This window comes from Patulibacter sp. (genome assembly GCF_030655195.1).
GTDB lineage: Bacteria > Actinomycetota > Thermoleophilia > Solirubrobacterales > Solirubrobacteraceae > Patulibacter.
Genome location: NZ_JAURWA010000052.1, coordinates 1 through 4,701, shown reverse-complemented (window position 1 = coordinate 4,701; position 4,701 = coordinate 1). Strand labels below are relative to the sequence as shown.

Genomic DNA, 4,701 nt, shown 5'->3' with positions numbered 1-4,701 from the left:
GCCCCCGGGCGTCCGCGACGCCGGTGCGCTGGACCGCGACGCGTTCGCCGCGCTGCTCGCCCGCGCCCGCGCGTTCGTGATCGCGCCCCGCCGGGAGGACCACGGGCTCGTCCAGCTCGAGGCCCTCGCGGCGGGCTGCCGGCTCGTCACGACGACGGCACCCGGCGCCTACCTGGCGCTCTCCGTCGCCCGTGCGGTGTCGCCCCGGCTCGTCGTCGACCGCCCGGACGACGCGGCCGCGCTCGGCGCGGCGCTGCGCACCGCCCTGGACGCCCCGCGGTCGTCGGGCGCCGACGACGCGGTCCGCGCCCGCGAGCTGATCCGCGGCCGGTTCGCCGCCGCGCGCGTGGACGCGGTGGTCCGGGACGAGCTGCTCCCCGCGCTCCTGGGCTGAGCCCGGGGGGACTCGGGACGGCGGCCGGGCCGCCGGGTCACTACCGTTCCGGCGCATGTCGTCGGTCGTCCACGTCCCGTGGCTGGTCATCCCGACGTTCGACGAGGCCGAGAACGTCGAGCGCGTGGTGCAGCTCTCGCGAGAGGTCCTCGCCGCCGCCTGCCCGGAGGGCTTCCGCATCCTCGTCGTCGACGACCGCTCACCGGACGGCACGGGCGAGATCGCCGACCGGCTCGCGGCCGCGCACCCCGACGAGGTCCAAGTGCTCCACCGGGAGCGCCCCGAGGGTCTGGGACCCGCGTACAAGGCGGGCTTCCGCGTGGCACTCGATGCCGGCGCGACGCACGTGATGGAGATGGACGCCGACCTCTCGCACGACCCGGCGGACCTCGCGCGGCTGCTCGACGCGGTGCGCGGCGGGGCGGACCTGGCGCTCGGCTCCCGCTACGTCCCCGGCGGCGGCGTCTCCGACTGGGGGCTGCTGCGCCGGGTGATCTCGCGCGGCGGCTCCTGGTACGCCCGGCGGACGCTGGGCCTGCGCGTCCGCGACCTGACGGGCGGCTTCAAGTGCTTCCGCGGCGACGTCCTCCGCGCGATCGACGTGCCGACGGTGCGGTCCGTCGGCTATGCGTTCCAGGTGGAGCTGACCTGGCGGGCGGTGCTCTCGGGCTTCCGGGTCGTCGAGGTGCCGATCGTCTTCCGCGACCGCACGGCCGGGACGTCGAAGATGAACTGGCGGATCGCGCGCGAGGCCGTCGTCCTCGTCCCGGCGCTGCGGCGCTCGGGCTGGCGGGCCCCCGTGGGTGCCGGCACGGGCGCTCCCGCGGGCGACGCGCGCCCGTCCTGAGGCCCCGTCCTCCCCGCCGGGCGGCCCGCGGCCGGTAGCCTCGGAACGGCGGTCCCTCCGGGCGCCCGGGCACGCCGCACCGCCCGTTCCACCGGCCGTTGAGGCCGAGTACTTCATTTTGTATAGTGGATGAACGGGATCCGCCCGAGCATCCCCGCACCACCCGTCCACGACGGCGGGGTGCGGAACCGACGAGGAGCAGAAGAGATGGCGACTGACGTCACCGACAGCAACTTCCAGGCCGAGGTCATCGAGAGCGACCAGGCCACGATCGTCGACTTCTGGGCCCCCTGGTGCGGTCCGTGCCGCGCCGTGAGCCCGGTCCTCGAGGAGATCGACGGCGAGCGCTCCGACGTCCGCGTCGTGAAGCTCAACACGGACGACAACCAGCAGACGGCCGCGAAGTACGGGATCATGTCGATCCCGACGATGATCGTCTTCAAGAACGGCGAGCCCGCCGGCCAGATCGTCGGCGCCATGCCGAAGCCGCGGCTCAACAAGGAGATCGACCAGATCCTCGGCGTCTGATCCCACCGGTCCGGGGCGCGCCCACGGCGCCTCCCGGACCACCGGATCGTCCCGACGGGCCGCGCATCGCGCGGCCCGTGGTCGTTCCGGGGCGCGTCGCCCGCCCACCGGTGTCAGGCTTGCGCCGATGCCGTTCCGACCCTCGCGCCCGGCGCCGTGGCTGTTCGTCGTGGTCGCCGCCGCCGTGCTCTGGGCCAACGCGGTGCCCGTGCCCGGAGGCCGGCGCTTCGACACCCTGGCGCCGATCGCGCAGCTGACGGCGATGCGGCCGCTGCTGACGGGGCTCGCGCTGGTCCTCGCGGTCGGGTGGTCGCTCGCGGCGTGGCGTCGGCGGTGGCCCCGGGCGCCCGCCGTCGTGCTCCTGCTCGCCGCCGTCGCCGCCGCGGTCCAGATCGCCCCGCGGGCCGTCTCTTCCGCCGCCCCGGGACCCGAGGACGCTCCGGGGGTGACGGTGCTGACCGCCAACCTGCTGCGGTCCGTGGTCCCCCCGCCGGTCCTCGTCGACCTCGTCCGCCGCACCGGTGCGGACGTCGTGACGCTGCCCGAGACGAACGCCACCCGCGCCCGGCAGATCGCGGCGGCGCTGACCGCGGCCCGCGGCGAGCGGTGGATCGCGGAGAGCGACCGGGACGCCGAGTCGCCCGACGACGACTCCGCGGGCCCCACGTCGCTCGTCGTCCGCCAGGCCCTCGGCCCCGTGCGTCTGACCGAGCCGCCGCCGGACCCGGGGGCCCACGGCCAGGTGCGGATCCGCCTGTCGCGCCTGTCGGGACCCGACGGGACGGCGACCACGGCGGCCGGGCCCGGCCCGAAGATCGCCGCCGTCCACCCGCTGCCGCCGCGGCCGGGGTCGTCCCAGAGCGACTGGCGCCGCGACCAGCTCGCGCTGCGGCGGTTCTGCCGGAACGACTGGATCGTGGGCGGCGACCTGAACGCCACGATCGACCACTCGCCGCTGCGGGCCGTCCTGGCGTCGGGCTGCGACGACGCGGCGGCCGAGACCGGCCAGGGGCTCCACGCCACCTGGACGGCGTTCGGGATCGTCCGCCCCGCGATCGACCACGTCCTCACCAGCGGCCCGTGGCGACCGACCTCGTCCGGCGTGCTGAGGATCGCCGGCAGCGACCACCGGGCCGTGTGGGCGCGGATCGTGCCGCGGCAGGGGCGCTGAGGCCGGTCAGACCGCGCCGGGGAGGCGGACCTCCACCTCGGCGCCCGGGGCGAGCGGGCGCACGCGCACGGTGCCGCCGGCGTCGGCGATGCGGCGCGTGATCGAGCGCAGCCCGAGGTGGCCCTCGAGCGCCGCGTCGGACAGGACCTCGGGATCCATGCCCACGCCGTCGTCGGTCACCGAGAGGTGGACCCGGCCGTGCTCGCCGCGCACGAGGAGGACCCGGGCGCGCTGGGCGCCGGCGTGCTTGCGGACGTTCGTCAGCAGCTCGTTGGCGACCCGGACGAGCAGCGCGTCGTGCGGGCCGGACGCACCCGGGCCGACGGACACGGCGATCGGCGGACCGCCGCGGCGCTCGGTCGCGTCGGCGGCCTGCCGCAGCGCCGCCTCGAGGCCCGAGTCGCGCAGCACCGCGTCGTAGAGGTCGGTGTTGAGGTCGCGCAGCGCGGCGACCGCCTCGTCGAGCGCCTCGATGGTCTCCCGCAGGTCGACGTCCTCGCCGGCCAGGTGCTCCTGCAGGTCCTGGCGGGCCGCGATGACGCCCTGCAGCGGCCCGTCGTGCAGCCGGGCCGCGAGGTCCTCCTGCCGCCGGCGCTCCCCGCGCAGGAGGTCCTCGACCGCCTGACCGGCGACGGCGCGGTCGGCAGGGGGCCGCGGGCGCCGACGGGCGGCGAGGAGGGCGGCGGTGAGGAGCGCGCCGGCGAGGGCGGACCTGGGGACGGAGTACCTGGGCACGACGATGGACCGGGAAGGGCCGCGTGATCGTCGCGCATCCGGGTGTCGAGACGGGGTCTGGAAGCGGTCGGACGGGGGTCGTCCGTCCGTGGACGCCGTACGAGCCACGGCCGGTGCCGAGGCGGTCCCCCGCCGGGCCGCCTCGCGGGCGCACCGGGGCCGACTACCCTTGGGGCGCCCGCGGATCGACGTCGTCGGGCCGTCCTCGTCCCCTGTCCCGTCGCCGCGATGCAGCCATCCCCGACCTTCTCCGGACCGCGCAGGGTGCTGCTCAGCGGATCGGTGCTCTACCTGCTCGCGGCGATGCTGCCGTGGTACCGCATCGAGGGGCGCGGGTTCGTCATCGAGTTCTCGGGCCTGCACGAGCTGGGGGTCCTCGTCGGGATCCTCGCCGTCTACGTCGCCGTCTGGGAGCTCCTGCGCCTGACGGGCCTCCCGCCGGTGGACGGCGAGCGGGGCGACCGGTTCTCGGCGGTCGGCGGTCTGGCCCTCGGCGTCGTCGGGGCGATCTTCGTGCTGCAGCGGCTGTCGGAGGGCTCGCTCGCCTACGGCTGGCTGGTCGGCGCGGTCCTGATCACGGCGGTCCTGGCGGCGTCGATCGTCCTCTTCAGCGTGTCCGGCGGCCCTGAGGCGCTCGCCACGATCGCGGGGCTGCGGGACCGGGAGCCCGACGACGGACCGCCGCCGCCGTCCCTGTCGCCACGGCCCCGACCCCGGACGCCGACCGCGGCCGAGCTGGCCGAGCCGGGCGCGGACCGGGCGGCAACACGCGACCGATCGCGGGCGGATCGCCCGGCCGGCGCCGGGCGCCTGTTCGGCGGCGAGCCCGATCCGGGGACGGCACGGCCCGGTGCGGCGTGGACCGGTAGCCCGTACGCCCGCGGTGCGGCAGCGCGGGGCGAGGCCGCACCGGGGGCGACAGGGCGCGGTGCGCCCCCGCAGGACCTGGCCGGTCGCGGTGGGCCCCCGCAGGGTGCGGCCGGGCAGACCGGCCCGCCCCCGGCCGCGGTGCCGCTCGTCGCCGGC

The 4,701-nt window shown here is 77.0% G+C and carries 5 protein-coding genes and 1 pseudogene; 5 read left to right on the top strand and 1 reads right to left on the bottom strand.

Annotated features, from left to right (window positions below):
• From Q7T67_RS05765 to Q7T67_RS05750, 4 genes are all read left to right on the top strand, one after another.
• Positions 1-394 (top strand): glycosyltransferase (locus Q7T67_RS05765; RefSeq protein WP_304786902.1); only part of this gene is annotated, 394 nt, incomplete at its 5' end.
• Positions 395-449: 55 nt separating this feature from the next.
• Positions 450-1,241, top strand: a complete 792-nt coding sequence (locus Q7T67_RS05760; RefSeq protein ID WP_304786900.1) for a polyprenol monophosphomannose synthase — start codon at positions 450-452, stop codon at positions 1,239-1,241.
• A 207-nt stretch (positions 1,242-1,448) separates the two neighbouring features.
• Complete coding sequence (gene trxA / locus Q7T67_RS05755) at positions 1,449-1,769, top strand: thioredoxin (RefSeq protein ID WP_304786898.1); 321 nt, start codon at positions 1,449-1,451, stop codon at positions 1,767-1,769.
• Positions 1,770-1,896: 127 nt separating this feature from the next.
• Entirely contained in the window at positions 1,897-2,940 is a 1,044-nt protein-coding gene (locus Q7T67_RS05750) for an endonuclease/exonuclease/phosphatase family protein (protein ID WP_304786896.1), read from the top strand.
• Between the two features lie 6 nt (positions 2,941-2,946).
• Here Q7T67_RS05750 and Q7T67_RS05745 read toward each other — a convergent pair whose 3' ends face one another.
• Entirely contained in the window at positions 2,947-3,675 is a 729-nt protein-coding gene (locus tag Q7T67_RS05745) for a sensor histidine kinase (RefSeq protein ID WP_304786894.1), read from the bottom strand.
• A gap of 228 nt (positions 3,676-3,903) precedes the next feature.
• Here Q7T67_RS05745 and Q7T67_RS05740 point away from each other — a divergent pair.
• Positions 3,904-4,701 (top strand): annotated as a pseudogene (locus Q7T67_RS05740) (hypothetical protein); the annotation flags it as partial.

Bases quoted from the DNA above. Each gene is read 5' to 3' on its own strand.
- Q7T67_RS05760 (WP_304786900.1), top strand. From the start codon at position 450: ATGTCGTCGGTCGTCCACGTCCCGTGGCTGGTCATCCCGACGTTCGAC.
- trxA (WP_304786898.1), top strand. From the start codon at position 1,449: ATGGCGACTGACGTCACCGACAGCAACTTCCAGGCCGAGGTCATCGAG.
- Q7T67_RS05750 (WP_304786896.1), top strand. From the start codon at position 1,897: ATGCCGTTCCGACCCTCGCGCCCGGCGCCGTGGCTGTTCGTCGTGGTC.